Below are 19,861 nucleotides of genomic sequence, written 5' to 3' on the forward strand. Positions count from 1 at the left end.
CTTGCCTTATGGCGCTGTGATGATCCTCTTGATGTCGATCCTCGCCTTTGTCGGCAATATGATCCTTTAATAAAAAATCCACGTCTCAGATTTTTTTGAGATGTGGATTCTTTTTTTACTGTTCTAATTCAGAAGTACAGTGCGGGCAGCGAGTCGCATCGATGCTGATCTCACTTTTACAGTACGGACAAACCTTTGTTGTAGGAGCCGCTGCCTCTTCTTCTTTTTTCTTGATCAAGCTTACGCTCATCAACTTATTGATGGATTTCAACAAAATAAATAAGACCAGAGCTGTGATCAAAAAATTCACAACAGCCGTAATAAATGCATTCGCAAATCCTGCAACATCTTGCAGTGTATACATCTTTGCGCCCGTTACGACATCCAGGATCGGTTGAATAAAGTTTGTTGTCAACGCCGTTACGATACTCGTAAACGCACCACCAATCAAAACACCGACAGCCATGTCCATAACATTGCCGCGCAACGCAAATGACTTAAATTCCTCAATAAATTTCTTCATCTTCTTCTCCTTTGTTTTACCGGGTATAGATTCTACACTACTTCTAAGCCTTTTTTCAAGCCTGCTTTTGAACAAAAATACACTAAATTCCTTAAGATTTGTATAAATATCGACTTTTCTTGTGATAGAAAATTTTTATGTTATAGTATAGAAGAGTTTGAAAGGAGGCGAAAAATGGCATCACCCGAAAAAATGGAACGATTCTTTAAAAAGAATCAAATCTTGGAAGAAAATATTAAATATATCATTCGACAAGATTCCAAAACCTGTCTTTATCTGTTTAACGGAAAAGTCGTAAAAACCTATATTCCCGCCAAGACGATCATCACATCCTTAGGCAGCTCACATTTCATCAATATCAACAAAGGCGTCTATATCAACAGCCGTTATGTAATTGATATCAAAGGAAACAACTATACGATGATCGATAACAAATGTTTCGAAGGCCGTTCTCGCCTTTCCAGCGATCAAAAAACTTTCAATGACGAATGGCAGACCAACATCAACAAAGCTGATTTAGAAAATCCTGTCCTTTCTCATTTACACATTTTAGATGATTGCCCCATTGGTTTTAGCGTGATTGAGATCGTCTTCAACGAACAAGGAAACGGTGTCGACTTCTTTTTCCGCTACTGCAATAAACAAATGGTGCAGATTGAAGAATTACCCCTTGATCAACTCATCGATCATTCTTTTTTGGAATTGTTCCCAGACGATAATTTAACATGGGTGGCGAGCTATGCCGACGTAGCAATCAACAATACGCAGAAAGTCGTCCATTCTTACAGCTACACCTTAAAGAAATATCTTTCTGTCTATTGTTTTCAACTGAAGCCGCGTTTTTGTGGATGCATTGTCTTTGATTCAGAAAAGACAATCAAGGAAATCTTATCCCACGGCTTCCCTTTCGCCCCTTCTCATTTTGATTTTTTGAAACAATACGTAAAATAGCATAATAAAAACAGCTTTTAGCTGTTTTTATTATTTCAATATGTCTTTTAGCGGCTTGCTTGATTTAAACTTCACATTTCTCGTCGGCAAGATTTCCATCTTATCACCTGTAGAAGGATTGATTCCAATTCTACCTTTACGGTGCGTTACAGAAAAGCGTCCAAATCCATAAATATCAACTTGCCCATCTTCTTTTAAGACATCTGTAATCTGATCGAACACAAATTGAATGTATTCGTTAGCAGTAGCTTTGGAAACATGAAATTCTTCGCTAAATCGAGCCTCCAGATCCTTTCGGTTGATTGATAAAGACATACATTCTCCTTCCTATTGATTGATAACCACTATTATATTAAATTTAAACACTTGATTTTTCAATAATATAATCAAATTATTTTACTTTACTTGTATAAAAATAATTTAACTGACGATTTTTGAAGTTATGTTACATCTTTATCATACATTATTTCTTTGCATCTACAATGTTTCTTCATAAACGCGCAAAACATTTCTATAAAAAACCTTCTCGATATCTTCTTGCGGCAAACCTGCCTTCCGCAACGCTTCCTGCAGCTTCCACATATGAGCCGAACTTGGAATCTCTAAATCCGAATGGATTCCATCGAAATCCGTTCCAATACCAATGCAATTGATACTCGCTATATCCCGTATGTACAGGATATGGCGAACCATAGCCTCAACCCGACTGGGGCCATTGGCAGCAGCATGGGTTTCTAGAAAATCTCCGCAAAAGTTCAATCCCATGACTCCACCCTTTTGATCTAAAGCACGAATCATATCATCATCTAAGTTACGGGCAACCGGACAGATGGTGCGCGCATTGGAATGAGAGGCCACAAAAGGTTTGGTTGTATGTTTCACCACATCCCAAAAGCCGGCATCCGACAGATGACTGACATCGATGATCATCCCGAGGCGTTCCATTTCTTGGATGTAGCGGATCCCGAATTCCGTCAGACCGTTCTCTGTATCCGCTTTCTGCAGCAAGCTTGCCTGCTTATAATCGGCAAAATCACCCATGGATAAATTGGGGTGGCCGATACCGTTAGGATAATTCCAAGTCAAGGCGATCATGCGAACCCCCATTCGGTAATAATTTCGAAGCATGGCCAGATCATCAAAGACCACGCCGCCATCTTCTAATGTCAAAAGACACGAGATCTTATGATCACGAGCATTTCTTTCAATGTCTTCGAAACAAAACACCGGCGCCAGGCGGTCCGCATTTTGTTCTAATTCGCTCCAGTAACGGTCCATCAGATCCATCGTTCGCTTTTCCGGGATCGTTTCTTCTTTACGATGAGTAAATAAGGCAAAATTTTGTACCAGGACATGACCTTGTTCCATCTTCTCGATATCGACACTCAAATCATTCTTGCGCAAAGAAGCATCTTCTCCCTTTTCCCAAAGAGAAAGGATCGTATCACAATGCATATCAATCAGAAACATGATCTTCCTCCAATAAACGATCCAGCCAAACCAAACAGCCATCTTCCAGACAGGAAGGAACCACGATATCGGCCGCTTCCTGACATTCTTTTTTGGCGTTTTCTAAGCTGACAGAAAATCCTGCCATTCGTAACGTTTCCAAATCGCTGATTCCATCGCCGATCGCAGTCACCTGATCCCAGGTCCAGCCATGCCTTTGCATCACTTCTTCCAGCGTCTTATGTTTGGAAACACCTTTTTGGATAATATCATATAAAAGCGGTGTGCTCTTGATCACTTCCAGTTGCGTATGCGCCTGGACTTCCTGGCAAAATGGATCGCTTGCTTGCGCGAGTTTTTCTTCCGTTTGTGATACCGCACATTTTACGATCTCATCATGACAATATCGTTGCGGATCTTCTGTGATGATATAATCCACTTCACAATTTTTCTGATCCAAGCTGAATCCTTCGCTCATGCGATTACAAACAAAAAAGTCTGGTTGCGAATAACCGAATCCCAATCCCATTTGATTGGCAACTTCCCATAAATAAAATGCTTCTTCTTTCTTAATTTCCTTGGTAAGGACAACCTGATTTTTTGTCATATCATAGGCATGGCATCCGTTTGCCGAGATCACATACCCGCCAAAACGATCCATTTGGATCTGTTTGGCCAAAGGATAGACCCCCTGAAAGATCCGGGCACTGTTCAAGATCACAATATGTCCTTTTTCCTGCAGACGAATTAGGCGATCCTCCACTTCTTTTGATACTCTTAATCCTGAACTGGCCGGCATCAAAGAGCCGTCCAGATCACATACAACGATCCATCGCATTAAAAATCCTCCAATCGTAAATAAAAGTGATACACTAAAGATTATGAATACTGGTGATTTTTCCCAGGGCAGCATCTCTTCTCACATTCTGCGCCTGGGACTTCCTTTAATGTTAGCACAATTTGTACAGGTCGCCTACAATCTCGTCGACCGTCTTTATATTGGTCATATGGATACATCCAGCCCTCTGGCCCTGACAGGATTAGGTCTGTGTTTTCCTTTGATCACATTGATCACTGCCTTTACCAATCTCTGGGGATTGGGAGGTTCTCCTCTGTGTTCGATTGCCCGTGGTAAAAAACAAGAAGATCATGCCAAAAAGATCTTAGGCAACACCTTGATAGGGCTGATCTTTACTTCCCTTGTCTTGGCTGTGATCCTGGAAATCTTTCAAAAACCGATTCTGATGGCACTGGGCGCCAGCAATGCTACCCTGCCTTATGCCCAAAGTTATTTATCCATTTATTTACTGGGGACCCCTTTTTTAATGATCAGTGCCGGTATGAACGGTTTTCTAAACCTTCAGGGGCATGCCCGTCTGGGTATGATGACCGTTTGTTTAGGTGCCGTGATCAATATCATCTTAGATCCCATTTTTATTTTTGGCCTGCATATGGGCATCCAAGGAGCCGCGATCGCAACGATCTTGTCGCAGTTCTGTTCTTTTCTTTGGGTCCTTGCGTTCTTGACCGGAAAGAAAAATCAATTGCCTCTGACCGATTTTCATCACTCTGTTGATTTCAAGATCGTCTCTAAGATCCTCTCGCTAGGTCTGGCGGGATTTATCGCCACCGGATCCAACGCCCTGGTGAGCATGGTCATCAACGCTTCTTTGAGTTTTTACGGCGGCGATCTCTATATCGGGATCATGACAATCTTAAACTCCGTTCGTGATGTTCTCTTTTTGCCGCTGGAAGCGATGAACGGTGCTATTGAGCCTGTCATCGGATACAATCTGGGGGCCGGCTGCATTTCCCGGATCCACGAAACCGTCCGTTTTACTTCCAAAATGGTCTTGATCTATCTTCTGGTTGCCTGGGGGATCTTATTTATCTTCCCCGGACAGATCTTGACTCTCTTTAATAACGACCCGACTTTGATCCAAACGGGGGTCCCTTTTTTTCATACCTATTATTTCGGAATCTTCCTGATGGCCGGCCAATATGTGGGACAAGGCACTTTTGTGGGATTAAATAAACCAAAATATGCAATCTTCTTCTCGATGTTTCGCAAGATCGTGATCATCTTGCCGTTGACCTTACTTTTGCCCCTGATTCCTTCTGTCGGGATCCTTGGTATCTTTTTAGCGGAACCCATCTCCAATCTGATTGGTGGCAGCGCCTGTTATTTGACGATGCGACATACGATTCGCCATCTACAAGCTTAGATCCGCTCGCGAAGATGTTCATAGATCTCATCAAGCTCTTCCAAGGCATCGATTTGGATCGGAACATCGATCTCTTTGCATAAGGATTCCAAAGCATAGTAGATCGTAGGATTGCGGACATACAGCTTGGCCGGACGTCCGATCTCTTCGATCAATTCCATAAAGACTGCCATCAGACATTCGACTTCGTCATCTTCCAGCGATAACAGATGCGTGTGCAGAATAAAGTCTGTTCGCAGATCATAGGCCATCAAGATCAAAGGGTTGAGCGGGCGGTCATAATCCGGATCATGAACAGGCGTAAACAAATAGTTCAGATCCAAGGCCAGATCCAGATCTTCCTTTGGCTCTTCCTTTAAGGATTGTTTTAAGTCTTCCGGAAGTTCGATCATCTTATAGCGCGGAAAAGGTTCCGGCATCAAGATCGATTCCATCTTCATTTCCCCTGTATCCGCTATCGTCACTTTTAAGAGTTCATCATGTTCAAAATCCGGCAGCTGATCCGGTTCTTCATCAAGATGATCCAAGACACGAATCAAAGCCCGAAACACAAGCGTGCATCGTTTCACTTCCTCTAAGGTAAGATCGGATGGACTATAACGAGGCTCAAAGCTCAGAAAATACGTCCAGTCCATGTCCCCATGATAAGAGCGGCCGAGTTCCTGGATGCGTTTTCGCTGCACATCATCCAATTCCTCTTGATTTCCATAGTAACAAGTCAGTGAATGGATATCTCCCATGACATATGTCGTAGGAACCGGAAAATCTCCGGACTCCATCAACATCATCACATCCGAATATCCTTCTATCCCATAATGCAGACTGATTCCCGGACAAAACTCTTGTTTGCCCATGATACTGCAGGTAAAAGCTTCCCGATACTCCGGAAGCTTGATTTGAATCAGATCAATATCTTCAAACCGCTGCCACGGTTTTCTTTCTTTGAGCTGGTCAGCCAGATCATAAAGATCTCCCCATTGTTCTAATGTTGCGATTGCCATAAACAGTATTCTCCTTGGTCTATATTATGGAGGAAATTAGGCAAAAAGAAAAGGCCTCATTTCTGAGGCCTGCATGCTCGATTACTTATACAGATTGTAGAAAGATTTCTTTCCTTTGTATTCGGCAATAGAAGCACCACCGCGCTGATTCAGTTCATCTTCGATGCGCATCAAGCGGTTGTATTTAGCGATACGGTCTGTACGAGACAGAGAACCTGTCTTGATCTGACCAGCGTTGAATCCAACAGCGATATCAGCGATCGTAGAATCTTCTGTTTCTCCTGAACGGTGAGATACAACACAAGTGTAGTTGTGTTTCTTAGCTAATTCCATAGCATCGAAAGTTTCTGTCAATGTACCGATCTGGTTTACTTTGATCAAGATCGCATTGGCAATACCCTTTTCGATACCTTCTTGAAGAATGGAAGGATTTGTAACGAACAAGTCATCTCCAACCAACTGAACTTTGTCACCTAAACGGTCAGTTAATTTCTTCCATCCGTCCCAGTCACGTTCACCAAGTCCGTCTTCGATAGAGATGATTGGATATTTTTCGATCCATTCCGCATACATATCGATCATTTCGTCACTAGTCTTCGTTCCTTGTCCAGATTTAGACAATTCATACAGACCTGTTTCATGGTTATGGAATTCACTAGCGGCAACGTCCATAGCGATGCACATATCTTCACCAGGTTTATATCCGGCAGCTTCCATAGCTTCAACTAACAGTTCCAATGGTTCTTCGTTTCCATCTTTACAGCTAGGCGCGAATCCACCTTCGTCACCCACGTTTGTGTTATAACCTTTGTTCTTTAATACAGTCTTCAATGCGTGGAATGTTTCAGCAGCCATACGAACGGCTTCTTTTTCAGAAGTAGCCCCTACAGGCATGATCATGAATTCCTGGAAATCGACTGTAGAGTCAGCATGACTTCCACCGTTGATTACGTTGCACATAGGAACTGGCATCGTTTTGGCATTGAATCCACCAAAGTAGTTGTACAAAGGCATACCATAGAAATCAGCAGCAGCCAAAGCGCAAGCCATGGAAACACCTAACGTTGCGTTGGCACCTAAGTTTTTCTTGAATGGAGTTCCATCCAATTCCAACATTGTTTTATCGATCAGAACTTGATCACGGCAATCCATACCGATCACTTTTGGTGCGATAATGTTGTTGACATTATTTACAGCCTTTGTTGTTCCTTTTCCTAAATAACGGCTCTTGTCACCATCACGAAGTTCCAAAGCTTCTCTTTCACCTGTACTGGCACCACTTGGAACCATTGCACGTCCGTAAGCACCAGATTCTGTAGTGACTTCTACTTCAACTGTTGGGTTACCACGAGAGTCTAATACTTCACGAGCATATACATCAACAATAATAGGCATATCTAAATATCCTCCTTCGCCTTAAGCTATAAAAATAATACCACTTTAGCCGTTCAGATTCAATAAGAACGTCCGGTCGCAAAGAGCAATACGACGGCATATTTCTGCTCTTTTTTCCGGCCCTTCATCCAAGAAAAAAACATGGAAATGACAAACGCCGATGTGGCGATATTGCGCGATCTTGTCTATCGCATCATAAGCCTGCGATTCAAAGATCCCCATATGGCATTTCGCATCCCCTAACAAGCGATAGATCTTTCCGTCCTTGCCCTTTAAAGTGAAGCGATGCTGATGACAGAGGGCGCATTTTTCGCGTTTTCCATCTTTACAAACCGTATTGACCACACAGTGATTCATCAACATCAAACGTCTTTTTCCATAGATCCAAACCGAAACAGGCGCCGAAGTCTGATAACGCTTTTCAAAGGCCTCAATCAAAGCTTTGGTCTGCTCAAATGAACATTCTAAACTGATCATGGCACCTCGATAGCCTAGCGTTAATAAACATGCCAAAGCATACGAGTTGGTCACATTGTATCGAAGATCCGCCAACTCTTGACAAGGGCGAGATAACCCTTCTTGGATCTGGATCCCCTCCAGCGGCAAAGAAGTACAAGCGACATGGTATGGTTTTTCTTCGATTGGCTGAACTTTGATCTTTTCCTGATACAGAAGATCCACCGCCTGTTTGCGCAGATGATTCAACGCCGAGAGCGGGAAAAAGATCTCCCCTTGCAGATCAAACGTAAAGCCATCTACCTGTACAAAAGTATCTTGTGTGCGGGAGAACTGTTTGATCAGGTCTTCTTTTGCCAGCGGACGCTTTTGAGCTTGCTGAGCCGGGACTTCGCTCTCACAGCTGACTTGTACAGAACCATCAGAAAGTTGACAGATTAAGGGATGACCCGGTCCCTGGCACGACAAATGACATTGCATAGAAAGCTTTCGTTTCTGATCTTGAATGATCTGATCAACTTGTTTTTGAAGCTGGGAATCCACCGTTTTCAAGATCGAAGAGCCGATTTTCACTTTGGAAGAGACAGGGATCCAGATTTTTTGACCCGCAGTCCCCTGAGAAACCAATTTCCCTGAAGCATCATAAATATAATTGACATGACATCCAAAATCTTCTTTGAGTCCGGCAATGCGGATCCCATCGTTTTGGTGCAAAGTCTCTGTGAGCTTGATCTGGATTCGATCCTTTCTTTGGGAAAGAACCTTTCCAATCGAGATGCCTTGATGATTGCCGGCCGCCATATTCATCAGTTCACGGCCACGTTTTTGCCCGAAATGGCCCTTGGTAAATCCGCGATTGAAGGCTGCCTTTAATTCTTTACGATCCTTTTGATCCAGCAAGAAGCCGTCTCTGGCCTTTTTGACCAATTCGACACTCTTATAGACATATTCCCGATTTTTCATCCGTCCTTCGATCTTGACAGAGCAAACGCCCATGTTTTGTAAGGTCTGCACTTCTTCAATCAGCGAAAGATCTTTAGGACTCAATAGATACGGTTCCTGAAAATCCACTGGTTCTCCCTCTTTATACAAGCGATACGGCATCCGGCAAGGCTGGGCACATAGGCCGCGATTGCCGCTGCGTCCATACACTAAAGAGCTGAACAAACACTGACCGCTATAGGAAATACAGATGGCCCCCTGCACAAAAACTTCCACTTCGATTCCCGTTTGGATACAAGCTTGGATCTGTTCCTTGGTGCATTCTCTAGCTAGGACGACTCTTTGGATCCCTAATTTCTTGCACTGTTCGATTTGATCGGGACGCGTGATGGAAAGCTGGGTCGAGGCATGAAGACATAATCCCGGCAATCGTTCATGGAGTAAATGGATCAGGCCCAGATCCTGCACGATCAAAGCATCCACACCGATCTCGTAAAGCTGTTTGGCTTGTTGATAAGCGGCCTCGATCTCGTCTTCAAACAAGAGCGTATTCATGGTCACATGGACCTTGACATGTAAACTATGACAGCGATGAATGACTTCTTTCATTTGTTCTAAGGTAAAATTATCCGCATAGGCACGAGCACCAAACGTGGGCAATGCACAATAGATCGCATCGCAGCCGGCTTGTAAAGCGGCCTCTAAAGTGGCCGGGCTGCCTACGGGAGCTAAGATTTCTAAAGAATTCATGCCTCTAGTATACAAAAAGAAAAGCCATGTTTCCATGACTTACTTCTTATCTTCATAATATTTTTGGATCGCATCAAAGGTGACCTGCGAAATCACATGCTCCATATGGCAGGCATCTTGTTCTGCGATATCTCGAGGAACACCGATCTCTTCCAACATTTCCATAAAAAACTTATGGCGGCGATAGGTCTCCTGGGCAATCCGTTTCCCCTCTTCGGTCAGATAGAGATATTTGTTCTTATCCAACTGAAGATACCCGTCTTTTTCCAGAAGTTTCACGGCATGAGAAACACTGGGCTTAGAAAAGCCGAGATAGCTTGCCACATCCACACTTCGTACCGGATCGATCTTTTGACTCAAAACCAGGATCGATTCCAGATAATCTTCTAAAGATTCTCCTAATTCCATGTTTCTCACCTCACTCTAAAACATTTTATAGGTTCCGCTAACTTCTGTCAAACAAGGTACATTACATTCCTAAAAGGAAAGAACTTGCTTGAACAAAGGCATTCCAGATGCTATTCTGCATCATGGCCAACGGCTGACTCAAGATTCCCAAGTAGATCAAAACGATCAACACCAGCATAAAGAAGGGCGATCCTTGAATAAAACGGTAATACTGTTCATCCGGCAAAAACGCAAACAAGACCTTGGATCCATCTAAAGGCGGCACGGGGATCAGATTGAACAGCCCAAAACCAATATTTAAGGAAGCCGTCATCGATAAGATGTTTTGGATCAAAGATCCCAGATCCGAATACAGGAACATCGGATTCAGCTTTAAGATCAAGATCAAGCCAAAAACACAGATAAATGCCAACAAAAAATTGGCAACGGGGCCGGCAAAACTGGTCCAAATGATCCCGGTTTTGCGATCTTTATAATAACTGGAATCCACAGGGACCGGCTTGGCCCATCCAAAATGAAACAAAAGCAGGCACAGGACGCCCAGCCAATCGATATGCGCAAACGGATTCAGTGAGATCCTTCCTTGCAGTTTGGCAGTGGGATCTCCCAGCCAATAAGAAACTAGGCCATGTGCCATTTCATGGATCGACATAGCCAAAATGACGGCAATCACCAACGAAACGATATATTCTAAATTCCAGGACATAGACTAAACGTTGAATCTAAAATGCATGACATCGCCATCCTGCACAACATAATCCTTTCCTTCCAGGCGCAATTTTCCTGCTTCTTTGATGGCGTGTTCACTTCCCAGGGCATCCAGATCTTCAAAAGAATACACTTCTGCACGAATAAATCCCTTTTTAAAATCCGTATGGATGATGCCCGCACAATCTGGCGCCTTCATTCCTTTTTTAAAGGTCCAGGCACGACATTCATCTTCGCCGGCCGTCAAGAAAGTACACAGGTTCAATGTGCTGTATGCTTTTTGGATCAGCGTATCCAATCCGCTGGAAGGAAGTCCCAATTCTTCCAAGAAGACCTCTTTTTCTTCGGGTTCCAAACCGCTCAGTTCTTCTTCCATCTTGGCACATAAGCAAACAACTTGTGCATTTTCCTGGCTCGCCAATTCTTTGACTCGCTGTACATATTCACAGTTCTCCGGATCCATGACTCCTTCTTCATCCAAATTGCAGACATAGATCACCGGTTTGGCAGTCAACAGATTATATGTCTTTAAGAAGGCTTGTTCCTCTTCATCCAGTTCCAAAGAACGAGCTGGTTTTCCTTCTTCTAAACAAGGTTTCAACTTCTTCAGCAGTTCCATTTCCTGCTTTGCCTCTTTATCGGAAGTCGTTTTCGCCTTTCTTTCCACTTTGGCGATGCGGTTTTCTACCGTCTGCAAGTCGGCCAAAGTCAATTCCAGATTGATGATCTCAATATCACGAATCGGATCGATCGAATTTTCGACATGGGTAATATTCGGATCATCAAAACACCGTACCACTTGGCAGATCGCATCGGTCAGACGAATGTTGGACAAAAATTGGTTCCCCAACCCTTCGCCCTGACTGGCACCTTTGACCAGACCCGCGATATCGGTAAATTCAAAAGTTGTATAGATCGTCTTTTTAGGATGAAAAATTTCAACGAGACGGTCCACCCGTGAGTCCGGCACTTCCACGACACCGACATTAGGCTGGATCGTGGCAAACGGATAGTTGGCCGCTTCGACCTGACTTTTAGTGATCGCATTGAAAAGGGTTGATTTTCCGACATTCGGCAACCCGACGATTCCGGCTGTTAAAGACATTCAGATCCACTTCCTTTCGAAACAACTCGTTTTAATTTCTTTTCAAACTTACTGCGAGGCATCAAAACACTGGCACCACATCCCAAACATTTGATGCGAATGTCGGCTCCCATGCGAATGATGCGCCATTGTTTAGATTTATGACAAGGATGTTCTTTTTTCATCTCAACAATATCATTGAGATCGTATTGTTTATCTTCCATAGGCCTCATGCTCCTTATACGCTTTTAGGGTGTTCATCAACAACATACATACCGTCATCGGCCCGACACCGCCTGGAACGGGAGTAATGGCCGAAACTTTATCTTTAACATCATCAAAGTCGACATCGCCGCAAAGTTTGCCATTGGCCATGCGGTTGATTCCGACATCGATCACGACAGCTCCCTCCTTGATGTACTCTTTCGTGATCATTTTTTCTTTTCCCACTGCGGCTATCAGGATATCGGCCTGGGAACAGATCTGGGCTAGATCTTTCGTGCGCGAATGAGCCATCGTCACGGTGGCGTTCTTCTGCTGGAGAAGCAGCGACAACGGTTTTCCCACTAAGTTACTGCGGCCGATCACGACGGCATTCAGACCGCTAAGATCTTCCAATCCGATCGATTTCAGCATTTCCATGACGCCGCTAGGCGTACAGGGGACCAGCCCGTCTCTTCCAGTCAGAAGTAAACCGGCATTGACAGGATGCAGCCCATCAACGTCTTTATCGGGCGAGATCTGATCTAAGATCGGATCCGCATCAAAGTGATCGGGCAAGGGCAGCTGAACTAAGATTCCGTCTACATCCGGATCTTCATTTTGATTGCGGACCACCTGGATCAGCTCTTCCTGTGAGATCCCCGCATCCAAACGAATCGTCCGATTTTCCATCCCGACCGAAAGACAGGCTTTTTCTTTGCCTCGGACATAGCTCTGACTGGCCGGATTATCCCCGACCAAGATCACGGATAATAAAGGAGGGCGTTTGCCTTGTGTCTTGATCTCTTCCACTTCTTGCTTGATCGTTTGACGGATCTTGGCAGACAATTCTGTTCCGTTAATGATTTCCATACCCTAACTCCTCACTGTCTAAAATGATGGTAACCGGACCATCATTACATAATTCAATTTGCATATCAGCGCCAAACACCCCAGTTTCAACAGGAATCCCGGCATTTGTGATCGCACGATTAAAATATTCATAAAGCGGGATCGCCTGTTCCGGCCTGGCCGCACGGGTAAATCCGGGGCGATTCCCTTTCTTACAATCTGCATATAAAGTAAATTGCGAGATCGACAAGATCTTTCCGCCAATATCCATTAAAGAACGATTCATCTTTCCTTCTTCATCGGAAAAAACACGCAAAGAAACAAGTTTTTTGACCACTTTGTCAATCACGGCTTCCGTATCACTTTGCGTAAAACCAACCAAGACACAAAAACCTTGTTCAATGGATCCGGTGATTTGGGAATCGATCGTACAGCTGGCATGGCGTACTCTTTGAACAACGACTTTCATCTCTTTTCCTCCAAACAACAAACAGTCATACAGACAGCTCCTTCCTGATGGCCGACAAAGCCTAATTTTTCGCCCCGTGTCGCCTTGATGGAAATGGCATCGATCGGGCAATGAAATACATCTGCGATATTCTGACGCATCTGTTCAATATAAGGAGCAAGCTTGGGCTTTTCAATCAAAATGGTCGCATCCATATTTCCGATTTGATACCCTCTTTGCGTCATCATTGTATAAACTCGAGCGCACAGCTGCAGACTATCGGCCCCTTTATATTGGGGATCCGTATCCGGGAAATGTTTCCCCAGATCACCTAAAGCCAAAGCGCCTAATACACTTTCCATACATGCATGGCAAAGCACATCCGCATCCGAGTGACCATCCAGGCCCAGATCATGTTCGATTTGAACTCCGCCTAAGATCAAAGCGCGTCCCGCCTTTAAAGGATGGATGTCGATTGATTGTCCAATCCGCATAAGATCACCTCAAATTCAACAGAACAATTATACAAAAAAAGACCTGACTTTGAAAGTCAGGTTTGAGTCAAATTAACGTACGACTTGGATAAACTGAGGAGAACCTCCTCCACCATCGTATACGCTGGCAATTACAGTTTTGCTGCCGCCGTCTGTGTAATAGTTACCATGAACAGCCATGCCGTCACCGATATAGATTGCGATATGGTCTACACCACGTCCACCGTTGTCATAGTAAACAAGGTTTCCGGCTTGCGGTGAATCTGTATAGTATCCATAATAAACGTATTCATCTGGCCACAACTGCATCGCATCACTGACACCTGCCATAGATAATGCCTGCTGAACGACCTGTGTGCACCACAATCCGTCCGTAACACCCACTAACTGTTGTGCGGAACTTGCGATACGGTTGTTCAAATCTCCATTGACTACGCCTGCATTAGAATCCTGAACAGGTGCCTGCGGAGCAGCTGGTGTTTCAGTTACAGTGTTATCTGGTGTTGTTTCCGGCGCTGGTGTTGTTGTATCTGTGACTGGCGCTTGTTCTTCCACTGGCTGTGTTTCTGTAACTGGTGTTTGAACGGTCGTATCAACGACTTCTTCTGTATATGTAGGTTGCGAAACGGCTTCTGTTGTTTCTTCCACCACCTGAACTGGTTCCTGTGGAGCAGTTTCTTCCACTACTTCTTCAACAACTTCTGTTTCCGCAACAGCTTCTTGTGCTTTTTGTTCTTCAACTGCTTTTTGTTCTTCAACAGCTTTTACTTCTTCCTGTACGACTTCTTTTGTCGTCTGGGAAACATTTGTCTGTACTTCTTCTGCTACTGTAGAAGATACAGTGGCAACGGTTGCTTTCTGTGTTGTCTTTTGATCAACCGATCCAGTTTCATCGAAGTAATAACTTTTTCCTTCGATTTCCTGCCATCCGGTTGCGACGGTCGCATCCGTGTTGATATAACGGTCCCCATGCCATCCTGGTTCTGTTTCCATCGCATAAACAGCTGCAACTACTGGAAAACAGCTCGCAACACATAGAACGGCCGCAACCTTTTTGCCATGTTCCTCAATATAATTCATAGAATAAACCCCCTTAGTAAATTCTTTATTCCGATAGTTACCTAAAATTTATCATAAAAAAAGAGGGCTATCAACCCTCTTTTTTAAATTTTGTTTGTACTTTTTAACAATTATTTCGTTTTTTCAATGATTTCTAAGAACGAATCCGCTTTTAAACTAGCGCCGCCGATCAAAGCTCCATCGATATCTGGACAAGCCATGTATTCCACGATATTGCCTGGTTTTACACTTCCTCCATACTGTACGCGTACAGATTCAGCTGCTTCTTCTCCATACATCACTTTGACTTGATCACGAACGATTGCGCAGCAGTTCTGTGCATCTTCTTTCGTTGCAGATTTACCGGTACCGATCGCCCAGATTGGTTCATAAGCGATCACCATATTCGCTACGTCTTTGGCATCCAGATCCGCAATAGATCCTGTCAGCTGATCACGGATAACTTTTTCCGTTTCCCCGGCATCGTACTGTGCTTCGGTTTCCCCGATACAAAGAATAGGTGTCATACCAGCAGCAATCAGTCGTTTTGCCTTCTTATTTACAGTTTCATCTGTGTCTCCAAACATCTGACGACGTTCACTGTGCCCGATGATGCAGTATTTGATTCCTAATTCTTCCAGCATAGGAACACTGACTTCACCTGTAAAGGCGCCACTGTCTTCAAAGTGACAGTTTTCAGCCGCAACGATCAAGTTCTTCGCATTGTCCGCTGCTGTTTTCAGATCCGTGAATGGACATCCGATTCCGTATGTCGCATTTTCACTGGCAGCTGCCGCATCGACTTCTTTAAAGAAGCTTTCTGTTTCGGCATTGTTTTTATTCATTTTCCAGTTTCCAACAATAATTGGTTTTCTCATGATGATCTTTCTCCTTTTTACTTTTCGCTAATGATTGCGATACCTGGTAAAGTTTTTCCTTCCATGTATTCCAAAGAAGCACCGCCTCCCGTAGATACATGAGAGAATTTTTCAGCATATCCTAATTGTTTCGCAGCAGCCGCTGAATCTCCACCACCGATTACAGTGATCGCATCTGGCAATTCAGAAATTGCCTGACATACCAATTCTGTACCTTTGGCGAATTTCTTCATTTCGAATACACCCATTGGGCCATTCCATACCACCGTCTTGGCTCCTGCCAAAGTTTGTTTGAACAATTCTACCGTAGCGGGACCGATATCCAATCCCATCCATCCTTCAGGGATTTCTCCAGATTTGCATACTTGTGTATTGGCTTCTTCACTGAAGGCATCGGCACAAACGTTGTCTACCGGCAATACCAGTTTGTCTCCGGCTTTTTCCAAGTATTCTTTCGCAAGATCCAATTTGTCATCTTCTACTAAAGATGTACCAATGCTTCCACCCTGCGCTTTCATGAAGGTATAAGCCATACCACCACCGATAATTACTTTATCGGCTTTCTTCAATAAGTTGTCGATCACATCGATCTTGCTGGAAACTTTTGATCCGCCGATGATCGCAACAAATGGATGAGCTGGTTCATCAACCGCTTTTCCTAACATTGTCACTTCTTTTTCTACTAAGAATCCCAATCCGTTTTCTTTGATGTTTGTTGGGATACCTACAGTGGATGCATGAGCACGATGAACGGAACCGAAGGCATCTTCTACAAAGACATCTCCTAAGCTGGCCCAATAAGCACCTAACTCTGGATCGTTCTTGCTTTCACCTTTTTCATAGCGTGTGTTCTGCATCAATACGATTTCACCATCTTGTAATGCCGCAACCGCATTTTCCAATTCTTCGCCGCGAGTAGCCGGGCAGAAAGTCACCTTTGTCTCTGGCAACAATTCCTGAAGACGAACGGCAACACATTCCAAATTATTCTTGGCTTTATCTTCTTCCGTTTTTACTTTTCCTAAGTGAGACATCAGGATCACTTTTGCTTTGTTTTCTACCAAATATTTGATGGTTGGCAAAGCCATGACGATACGATTATCATCCGTGATCACGCCATCTTTTCTAGGTACATTGAAGTCGCAACGTACAATGACCTTTTTTCCAGATACTTCCAGATCTTTTACTGTTTTTTTAGCCATTTTAATTCCTCCTACTGAACTAAGCACTCCTATTATATCACTTGCGATTTTGATTTCCTAGATTTTGTTAGGAACGTCCTTTGATTTTAGTTAAAAAGACGCCCTATTTATGATAAGAGCGTCCATTTTGGATCATATAAGCACGATAGATCTGTTCCAAGATCAAGATTCGCGTCATCAGATGAGTAAATGTCATATCCCCTAATTTCAGCTTGAAATCCGCACGCTGAACCAGACTCTCATGCGGTCCTAATGAACCGGCGATCACAAAGACCAAATGCGATGCTTTCTGGCTCCATGTTTCCAAGCGCTGCGAAAAGGCAACCGAATCCATCATCTTGCCATGAAGGTCGAGCAAGACCACCCAGTCTCGTTCCTGGATCTTTGCCAGGACCCGCTTTGCCTCTTGTTCCTTGATCTTATCCACTTCCTGTAAGCGGTCCGTATGGCGATTGGGTTCATCCTTGACCTCAATAACCTCAATCTTGGTAAAGGAAGAAAGCCGCTTAACATATTCATCTTCTAAAAGACGAAGGGCCTTCTCTTTATTCTTCCCTACACAAAGCAGGCTGATCAAACTTGAGCCTCCACAGGATATTGTTGGGTCAAAGCCAGCACTTCTTCATGAACTCTGGCACATGTTGCTTCATCCGCATTCTTCAAGACCTCTACGATCCATTTTGTCACTTGTTCAAATTCAGCCTCTTTGAATCCTCGCGAGGTCATCGCTGCCGATCCTAAACGAATCCCGCTGGTGATGAACGGTTTTTGGGTATCATAAGGAATTGTATTTTTATTTGCGGTAATACCGGCAAGATCCAGGTAATGTTCCGCATCTTTTCCGGTCATGCCGATGCTGGATAAAACATCGACCATCAATAAATGATTGTCACTGCCGCCCGATACAATTCGGAAGCCGGCTTCCTGAAGACCTTTGACCATGACTTGCACATTTTTTAAGACTTGTTCGATATAAACTTTATAAGAAGGCTGGCTGGCTTCATACAGACAGATTCCCTTAGCAGCGATCACATGTTCCAAAGGTCCGCCCTGCATACCCGGAAAAACTTTAGAATCCAGTTTCTTGGCAAATTCTTCTTTACAGAAGACCATTCCTCCGCGCGGACCGCGCAAAGTCTTATGGGTTGTCGTGGTAACAAAATCCGCATAAGGAATCGGACTAGGATGGAATCCGGCCGCAACCAATCCGGCGATATGGGCCATGTCGACCATCAAATACGCTCCACACGCTTTGGCAATCCTTCCAAAACGTTCAAAATCAATGATGCGAGAATAGGCACTGGCACCGGCCACGATCAATTTAGGTTGGATCTCCATCGCTTGTTTTTCTAAAGCATCATAATCAATTCGCTCTGTTTCTTTATCAACCATATACGGAACAAACTGATACAGCGTTCCCGAAAAGTTCATGGGGTGTCCGTGGGTCAAATGCCCTCCCGCTGCCAGATCCATTCCCATGACGGTATCGCCTGGCTGCAGTAAAGTATTATAAACCGCCATATTGGCTTGTGATCCTGAATGAGGCTGAACATTGACATGATCGGCGCCAAATAAAGCAATGGCTCTTTGTCTTGTCAGATCTTCTGCGGCATCCACATTAACGCAGCCGCCGTAATATCGTTTCCCGGGATAGCCTTCCGCATATTTATTCGTTAAGACACTGCCTTGTGCTTCCCGTACTTCTTGGGAAACAAAGTTTTCGCTGGCAATCAGTTCAATGTTTCCTTTTTGTCTTTGTTCTTCTTTTTCGATGATCGAAAACATTTCTAGATCTCGCATATCGCACCTCCGTTTTCACCCACTCTAACATAAAAAAAAGAAAGAGACAAACTCTTTCTCGTTCACACTATTGCGCTACATGAACATATCCAATAAAGGGATTTGTACAAGAGACACTCGAAACGACTGTGTTATATCCAAGCCAGCCTCCGTGGACGGCCTGTCCGTTTCCGATGTAGATCGCAACATGCCCCTGATAGACACAGATATCACCAGGAACCGGATCATTGGTCAAAGTCCCTAAAGATAAATACGCTTCCGGTGCTCCATGGAAATTGATGCCCACCGCTTTTAAAGAATTCGTCACCAGCATCGTGCAATCCTGATTGACGCCAATCTGCGCCAAGGCCGCATCGGCGATCTTTTGATAAAAATAAGGATCGGTCTTTTTCTGAACCTCTACATCAACATTTTTGATGGTTTCATTTTTGCCGGCATCGGTTGCCTTGACTTGGACCGTATAAGTGCCCGGCGTGGAAATATCGATATCGCCTTCAAGCTCTACATCGATTTCTTGTTCACGGTCATCGCTGACTTTGATTTCTTGTTCCAGATCAAAATCATCCCCTTGCGTGATCACATAACGATCTTGAGCTTCGATGACCGGCGCTTCGTTATCTACGACCTCTACTTTTTTTGTGATCGTATAATCACTGGACACCTGCGAGGAGTCCGAATGGTTCATCTTATCCCAAAGTGCTTTCGATGATTTCACAGAATACGTGATCGACACATCCTGCATCCCCAGGGAATCAAGATCCAAATTCTCGACCGTCACTTTCATCGCATCGTTTTCATAAACCATGCTTCCCTTTTCTTTTCCAACGCACTTCAGATCCTCTAAAGAAAATCCTTTCATCGTCAAGAGCTGATCGACGATCATTTCCTCATTCTGGATCTCTATGGCCTTTTCCTGCGCAAAGACAGATTGACTTTGTATACAAACACTGAACAGCAAGCTCAGGCCTAATGCGAAATATTTCGTATTTTTCATGAATCTTGCCTCCATTCTATTCATGATTTGTGAACAATTTT

Annotated in this window: 22 protein-coding genes; 2 read left to right on the forward strand and 20 right to left on the reverse strand. The window is 43.9% G+C overall.

Annotation, left to right across the window (positions count from 1 at the left end; genetic code table 11):
• Positions 1 to 115: 115 nt before the first annotated feature.
• Complete coding sequence (gene mscL, locus Q0J48_RS02495) at positions 116 to 523, reverse strand: large conductance mechanosensitive channel protein MscL (protein ID WP_296241315.1); 408 nt, start codon at positions 521 to 523, stop codon at positions 116 to 118.
• 174 nt (positions 524 to 697) lie between these two features.
• Here mscL and Q0J48_RS02500 point away from each other — a divergent pair, with 174 nt between their 5' ends.
• Positions 698 to 1,474: a hypothetical protein gene (locus Q0J48_RS02500; RefSeq protein ID WP_296241317.1), complete on the forward strand. Its 777-nt coding sequence runs from the start codon at positions 698 to 700 to the stop codon at positions 1,472 to 1,474.
• A gap of 30 nt (positions 1,475 to 1,504) precedes the next feature.
• On the opposite strand, the gene Q0J48_RS02505 is transcribed toward Q0J48_RS02500, so the two are convergent.
• The 3 genes from Q0J48_RS02505 to Q0J48_RS02515 form a co-directional block, all read right to left on the reverse strand.
• Positions 1,505 to 1,789, reverse strand: a complete 285-nt coding sequence (locus tag Q0J48_RS02505) for an HU family DNA-binding protein (RefSeq protein ID WP_296241319.1) — start codon at positions 1,787 to 1,789, stop codon at positions 1,505 to 1,507.
• Between the two features lie 162 nt (positions 1,790 to 1,951).
• Positions 1,952 to 2,944, reverse strand: coding sequence for a dipeptidase (locus Q0J48_RS02510; protein ID WP_296241322.1), 993 nt, complete (start codon positions 2,942 to 2,944; stop codon positions 1,952 to 1,954).
• On the reverse strand, positions 2,931 to 3,761 hold the full coding sequence (locus tag Q0J48_RS02515; RefSeq protein ID WP_296241324.1) for an HAD-IIB family hydrolase: 831 nt from the start codon (positions 3,759 to 3,761) through the stop codon (positions 2,931 to 2,933). The genes Q0J48_RS02510 and Q0J48_RS02515 overlap by 14 nt, the downstream gene beginning before the upstream one ends.
• A 43-nt stretch (positions 3,762 to 3,804) precedes the next feature.
• Here Q0J48_RS02515 and Q0J48_RS02520 point away from each other — a divergent pair, with 43 nt between their 5' ends.
• Positions 3,805 to 5,148, forward strand: coding sequence for an MATE family efflux transporter (locus Q0J48_RS02520; RefSeq protein ID WP_296241326.1), 1,344 nt, complete (start codon positions 3,805 to 3,807; stop codon positions 5,146 to 5,148).
• On the opposite strand, the gene Q0J48_RS02525 is transcribed toward Q0J48_RS02520, so the two are convergent.
• The 16 genes from Q0J48_RS02525 to Q0J48_RS02600 all read right to left on the reverse strand — a co-directional run bounded on the left by Q0J48_RS02525 (position 5,145) and on the right by Q0J48_RS02600 (position 19,820).
• On the reverse strand, positions 5,145 to 6,149 hold the full coding sequence (locus Q0J48_RS02525) for a hypothetical protein (RefSeq protein ID WP_296241329.1): 1,005 nt from the start codon (positions 6,147 to 6,149) through the stop codon (positions 5,145 to 5,147). The two genes, Q0J48_RS02520 and Q0J48_RS02525, sit on opposite strands and share 4 nt — an antisense overlap.
• 81 nt (positions 6,150 to 6,230) lie before the next feature.
• Positions 6,231 to 7,544: a phosphopyruvate hydratase gene (gene eno / locus Q0J48_RS02530; RefSeq protein WP_296241331.1), complete on the reverse strand. Its 1,314-nt coding sequence runs from the start codon at positions 7,542 to 7,544 to the stop codon at positions 6,231 to 6,233.
• A gap of 45 nt (positions 7,545 to 7,589) precedes the next feature.
• On the reverse strand, positions 7,590 to 9,692 hold the full coding sequence (locus Q0J48_RS02535; protein ID WP_296241334.1) for a U32 family peptidase: 2,103 nt from the start codon (positions 9,690 to 9,692) through the stop codon (positions 7,590 to 7,592).
• 39 nt (positions 9,693 to 9,731) lie between these two features.
• Entirely contained in the window at positions 9,732 to 10,100 is a 369-nt protein-coding gene (locus Q0J48_RS02540; protein WP_296241337.1) for a metal-dependent transcriptional regulator, read from the reverse strand.
• A 61-nt stretch (positions 10,101 to 10,161) separates the two neighbouring features.
• Positions 10,162 to 10,806, reverse strand: coding sequence for a site-2 protease family protein (locus tag Q0J48_RS02545; RefSeq protein WP_296241340.1), 645 nt, complete (start codon positions 10,804 to 10,806; stop codon positions 10,162 to 10,164).
• A 3-nt stretch (positions 10,807 to 10,809) separates the two neighbouring features.
• The gene (gene ychF / locus Q0J48_RS02550) at positions 10,810 to 11,913 is read right to left on the reverse strand and encodes a redox-regulated ATPase YchF (protein WP_296241341.1); all 1,104 of its coding nucleotides are present in this window, start codon (positions 11,911 to 11,913) and stop codon (positions 10,810 to 10,812) included.
• Positions 11,904 to 12,116, reverse strand: coding sequence for a DUF951 domain-containing protein (locus Q0J48_RS02555; RefSeq protein ID WP_296241342.1), 213 nt, complete (start codon positions 12,114 to 12,116; stop codon positions 11,904 to 11,906). The genes ychF and Q0J48_RS02555 overlap by 10 nt, the downstream gene beginning before the upstream one ends.
• On the reverse strand, positions 12,106 to 12,966 hold the full coding sequence (folD, locus tag Q0J48_RS02560; RefSeq protein ID WP_296241343.1) for a bifunctional methylenetetrahydrofolate dehydrogenase/methenyltetrahydrofolate cyclohydrolase FolD: 861 nt from the start codon (positions 12,964 to 12,966) through the stop codon (positions 12,106 to 12,108). The genes Q0J48_RS02555 and folD overlap by 11 nt, the downstream gene beginning before the upstream one ends.
• A complete protein-coding gene (gene dtd, locus Q0J48_RS02565) occupies positions 12,953 to 13,414 on the reverse strand; it encodes a D-aminoacyl-tRNA deacylase (RefSeq protein ID WP_296241346.1) in 462 nt (153 codons plus the stop codon). The genes folD and dtd overlap by 14 nt, the downstream gene beginning before the upstream one ends.
• Positions 13,411 to 13,887: a 2-C-methyl-D-erythritol 2,4-cyclodiphosphate synthase gene (ispF, locus tag Q0J48_RS02570; RefSeq protein WP_296241349.1), complete on the reverse strand. Its 477-nt coding sequence runs from the start codon at positions 13,885 to 13,887 to the stop codon at positions 13,411 to 13,413. The genes dtd and ispF overlap by 4 nt, the downstream gene beginning before the upstream one ends.
• A gap of 72 nt (positions 13,888 to 13,959) precedes the next feature.
• Positions 13,960 to 14,967, reverse strand: a complete 1,008-nt coding sequence (locus Q0J48_RS02575) for an NlpC/P60 family protein (protein WP_296241352.1) — start codon at positions 14,965 to 14,967, stop codon at positions 13,960 to 13,962.
• A 110-nt stretch (positions 14,968 to 15,077) separates the two neighbouring features.
• On the reverse strand, positions 15,078 to 15,824 hold the full coding sequence (tpiA, locus tag Q0J48_RS02580) for a triose-phosphate isomerase (protein ID WP_296241354.1): 747 nt from the start codon (positions 15,822 to 15,824) through the stop codon (positions 15,078 to 15,080).
• A gap of 17 nt (positions 15,825 to 15,841) precedes the next feature.
• On the reverse strand, positions 15,842 to 17,026 hold the full coding sequence (locus Q0J48_RS02585; protein WP_296241355.1) for a phosphoglycerate kinase: 1,185 nt from the start codon (positions 17,024 to 17,026) through the stop codon (positions 15,842 to 15,844).
• A 103-nt stretch (positions 17,027 to 17,129) separates the two neighbouring features.
• Positions 17,130 to 17,603, reverse strand: coding sequence for a 23S rRNA (pseudouridine(1915)-N(3))-methyltransferase RlmH (locus tag Q0J48_RS02590; protein WP_296241357.1), 474 nt, complete (start codon positions 17,601 to 17,603; stop codon positions 17,130 to 17,132).
• A complete protein-coding gene (gene glyA / locus Q0J48_RS02595) occupies positions 17,600 to 18,826 on the reverse strand; it encodes a serine hydroxymethyltransferase (protein ID WP_296241360.1) in 1,227 nt (408 codons plus the stop codon). Before glyA ends, Q0J48_RS02590 begins: the two co-directional genes overlap by 4 nt.
• 67 nt (positions 18,827 to 18,893) lie before the next feature.
• Positions 18,894 to 19,820: an NlpC/P60 family protein gene (locus Q0J48_RS02600; protein ID WP_296241362.1), complete on the reverse strand. Its 927-nt coding sequence runs from the start codon at positions 19,818 to 19,820 to the stop codon at positions 18,894 to 18,896.
• Between the last annotated feature and the right edge of the window lie 41 nt (positions 19,821 to 19,861).

It is taken from the genome of uncultured Faecalicoccus sp. (assembly GCF_944325745.1).
Classification (GTDB): domain Bacteria; phylum Bacillota_I; class Bacilli_A; order Erysipelotrichales; family Erysipelotrichaceae; genus Faecalicoccus.

Coding starts and splice junctions, on each gene's coding strand:
- mscL (WP_296241315.1), bottom strand. CDS start 523: ATGAAGAAATTTATTGAGGAATTTAAGTCATTTGCGTTGCGCGGCAAT.
- Q0J48_RS02500 (WP_296241317.1), top strand. CDS start 698: ATGGCATCACCCGAAAAAATGGAACGATTCTTTAAAAAGAATCAAATC.
- Q0J48_RS02505 (WP_296241319.1), bottom strand. CDS start 1,789: ATGTCTTTATCAATCAACCGAAAGGATCTGGAGGCTCGATTTAGCGAA.
- Q0J48_RS02510 (WP_296241322.1), bottom strand. CDS start 2,944: ATGTTTCTGATTGATATGCATTGTGATACGATCCTTTCTCTTTGGGAA.
- Q0J48_RS02515 (WP_296241324.1), bottom strand. CDS start 3,761: ATGCGATGGATCGTTGTATGTGATCTGGACGGCTCTTTGATGCCGGCC.
- Q0J48_RS02520 (WP_296241326.1), top strand. CDS start 3,805: ATGAATACTGGTGATTTTTCCCAGGGCAGCATCTCTTCTCACATTCTG.
- Q0J48_RS02525 (WP_296241329.1), bottom strand. CDS start 6,149: ATGGCAATCGCAACATTAGAACAATGGGGAGATCTTTATGATCTGGCT.
- eno (WP_296241331.1), bottom strand. CDS start 7,544: ATGCCTATTATTGTTGATGTATATGCTCGTGAAGTATTAGACTCTCGT.
- Q0J48_RS02535 (WP_296241334.1), bottom strand. CDS start 9,692: ATGAATTCTTTAGAAATCTTAGCTCCCGTAGGCAGCCCGGCCACTTTA.
- Q0J48_RS02540 (WP_296241337.1), bottom strand. CDS start 10,100: ATGGAATTAGGAGAATCTTTAGAAGATTATCTGGAATCGATCCTGGTT.
- Q0J48_RS02545 (WP_296241340.1), bottom strand. CDS start 10,806: ATGTCCTGGAATTTAGAATATATCGTTTCGTTGGTGATTGCCGTCATT.
- ychF (WP_296241341.1), bottom strand. CDS start 11,913: ATGTCTTTAACAGCCGGAATCGTCGGGTTGCCGAATGTCGGAAAATCA.
- Q0J48_RS02555 (WP_296241342.1), bottom strand. CDS start 12,116: ATGGAAGATAAACAATACGATCTCAATGATATTGTTGAGATGAAAAAA.
- folD (WP_296241343.1), bottom strand. CDS start 12,966: ATGGAAATCATTAACGGAACAGAATTGTCTGCCAAGATCCGTCAAACG.
- dtd (WP_296241346.1), bottom strand. CDS start 13,414: ATGAAAGTCGTTGTTCAAAGAGTACGCCATGCCAGCTGTACGATCGAT.
- ispF (WP_296241349.1), bottom strand. CDS start 13,887: ATGCGGATTGGACAATCAATCGACATCCATCCTTTAAAGGCGGGACGC.
- Q0J48_RS02575 (WP_296241352.1), bottom strand. CDS start 14,967: ATGAATTATATTGAGGAACATGGCAAAAAGGTTGCGGCCGTTCTATGT.
- tpiA (WP_296241354.1), bottom strand. CDS start 15,824: ATGAGAAAACCAATTATTGTTGGAAACTGGAAAATGAATAAAAACAAT.
- Q0J48_RS02585 (WP_296241355.1), bottom strand. CDS start 17,026: ATGGCTAAAAAAACAGTAAAAGATCTGGAAGTATCTGGAAAAAAGGTC.
- glyA (WP_296241360.1), bottom strand. CDS start 18,826: ATGCGAGATCTAGAAATGTTTTCGATCATCGAAAAAGAAGAACAAAGA.
- Q0J48_RS02600 (WP_296241362.1), bottom strand. CDS start 19,820: ATGAAAAATACGAAATATTTCGCATTAGGCCTGAGCTTGCTGTTCAGT.